This is a genomic window from Bathymodiolus azoricus thioautotrophic gill symbiont, from assembly GCF_001298715.1.
Lineage (GTDB): Bacteria > Pseudomonadota > Gammaproteobacteria > PS1 > Pseudothioglobaceae > Thiodubiliella.
In genome coordinates, this window is record NZ_CDSC02000049.1 from 1 (window position 1) to 1,745 (window position 1,745).

The 1,745-nt window shown below is 37.8% G+C and carries 3 protein-coding genes; all 3 read right to left on the reverse strand.

The features are described 5' to 3' along the window. A partial coding sequence (locus tag BAZSYMA_RS00900) for a cob(I)yrinic acid a,c-diamide adenosyltransferase (protein ID WP_277621605.1) occupies positions 1-411 on the reverse strand: 411 nt, incomplete at its 3' end. Next, entirely contained in the window at positions 404-973 is a 570-nt protein-coding gene (locus tag BAZSYMA_RS00905; RefSeq protein ID WP_090714614.1) for a hypothetical protein, read from the reverse strand. The genes BAZSYMA_RS00905 and BAZSYMA_RS00900, both read right to left, overlap by 8 nt. 104 nt (positions 974-1,077) lie before the next feature. After that, positions 1,078-1,572 (reverse strand): transposase, encoded by a 495-nt coding sequence (locus BAZSYMA_RS00910; protein WP_338152900.1) that lies wholly within the window; start codon positions 1,570-1,572, stop codon positions 1,078-1,080. Between the last annotated feature and the right edge of the window lie 173 nt (positions 1,573-1,745).

The window sequence follows — 1,745 nt, forward strand, 5'->3', positions numbered from 1 at the left end:
GTATTTGTAGTTAATCATATAGGTAAGTTCGTCAAGTACCACTAAATTAATGGATTTATCTCTAAGGTATTGCTCAGCTTGTTGCCAAGTTTCTAATGCCATTTTTTTATCAAACTCTTTATCTTGTGTGTCCCAAGTAAAGCCTGTCTTCATGGATATGGTATGGATATTTTCCTGTTTGGCAAAAAAAGCATCTTCGCCTGTATCTTGTGTGCCTTTTAGAAATTTGACGATGGCAACTTGCAACTCATAGCCTAATGCACGGCAGACCATACCAAGTGCGGAAGAAGATTTCCCCTTGCCATTACCAGTCAGTAAGACAATAATGCCTTTATCTATATCTGCTTCTTTAATGCGAGCATCTATATGCGCCTTTTTACGCTGCATTCTCTCTTTGTATCCATTAGCCACTTTTTTGAAGTTTTAGTGCAGGATTAATGCGTGGCGCTAGTGTAAAGGCAATAATTACTGCTACCATCCAATACAGTACAGTTGGAATTTCAATGATTGACCATTTTGTGATATATGCTGGAAAATCGCTCCACCCTGTTTTACTATAAGTATCAGTGAAAAAGTAATAACTGCTTGTTGCTGCGAGCCATTGTGTACAGGTGGCAGTGATAATAACGAATGCATTTTTAACGATATTGTCATCAATTATCAATGTACTGATGGTTTTACTTACCCAAAAAATACCGTAGTAAGTGAGTGGCAGTAAACTATAAGCAGGGGTGATACAGTTGGCGCTCACACCTTGATGCACGATGGCGTAGTTATCAATCGCCACACTACTCAAAATAAGTGTGAATACTACCCAAAACTTGCGAAAATACACACCAGCAATAAACAAGGCGGGAATGGTGAAATCAGGTAAATGTACGAATGATGAAAGCCAGTTGTCATGTCCGCGCGTGGCAATCATTAAAAGCACCATGATAAGTACAGCAAATAGGGTATTGATTTGTTTTGTCATTTTTTAATCCTCTAATATTTCTTAATTAGTCAACCCTTAAAAACCCCTCCCAAATCAACACCCAACAAGACAATTCCATTTCCCTGCTGTAAATTTCTCTCGATTTAAAAAGAATGTTTTTCTAGATTGGGCTTCATTCTATAAAATCTTAATTTTAACCAAAATCCCATATTGCTGGTTAATTTTTTAAGCCAAAAAAGAAGCGCTTGGTACAATACCATCCATTTCTTTAAGTTCCAAGCACAGGCGGCCATTAATAGATTAATCTCATCACCTATCTGTCCTTTGAGTAGATTCCTAGAGAGTCTAAAGTCTGACTTTAGATGGCCAATGATTGGCTCAATAGCAGCACGTCTTTTGCACAGCTTGCGTTTCTTGTCTCGTTGGTAACGATTGTCTCTTTTAAGTGCTTTCTTAGGTAAGATAATATCTGCACCTAGTACTGTTTTAACACCAACGTAACCCCGATCACATACAGCCTGTTTAATAGGCTTATTAATCTCTCTATTGCCATTGGCATGAGAGATGGCTTCAACTAAGGTCTTTGAATCATGTAAGTTGCGTGGGTGACTAACCACACCAACAATGATGTTTGTAATGGTCTAATCAACTTAGACACATTTCAAGCCACTTTTTTCAATTCAGCCATCTTCTGAGCAGGTGTAATATACCCGATGACTGAATGAATCCTTTTGTAATTGTAAAAATAAATAGGTTCTTTCAAATCCTGAGTGGGTAACCCCATTAAAATAACACTCTACCACACACTCAA

Bases quoted from the DNA above. Each gene is read 5' to 3' on its own strand.
- BAZSYMA_RS00905 (WP_090714614.1), bottom strand. From the start codon at position 973: ATGACAAAACAAATCAATACCCTATTTGCTGTACTTATCATGGTGCTT.